Annotated in this window: 1 protein-coding gene; it reads right to left on the bottom strand. The window is 43.1% G+C overall.

The window, feature by feature from the left end; translation table 11 throughout:
- Positions 1 to 218, bottom strand: a 218-nt coding sequence (locus AC1M9A_RS14485; RefSeq protein ID WP_481610503.1) for a GA-like domain-containing protein, incomplete at both ends; no start/stop codon positions are given.

The raw sequence follows: 218 nt of genomic DNA, 5'->3' as shown, positions 1-218 counted from the left end.
ACCGCTTGTGTTGCTGCTGCAATCGCGGCATCAACATCATCAGCAATACCATTGCTATCTGTATCGTTCACTGCTGGTACAACTGTATCTAAAGCATCTAAACGAGCATCTAAGCTATCTTTAGCTGCTGATTCAGGTAATGCATCTACCAAGCCTTGTGCTGTACCTTTCAATGCATCTAATTGATCTTTGATCGCTTGTAATTGAGCTTGCGTTGC

It is taken from the genome of Acinetobacter sp. ANC_7634 (assembly GCF_056779875.1).
This window is presented reverse-complemented; position numbering and strand designations above follow the sequence as displayed.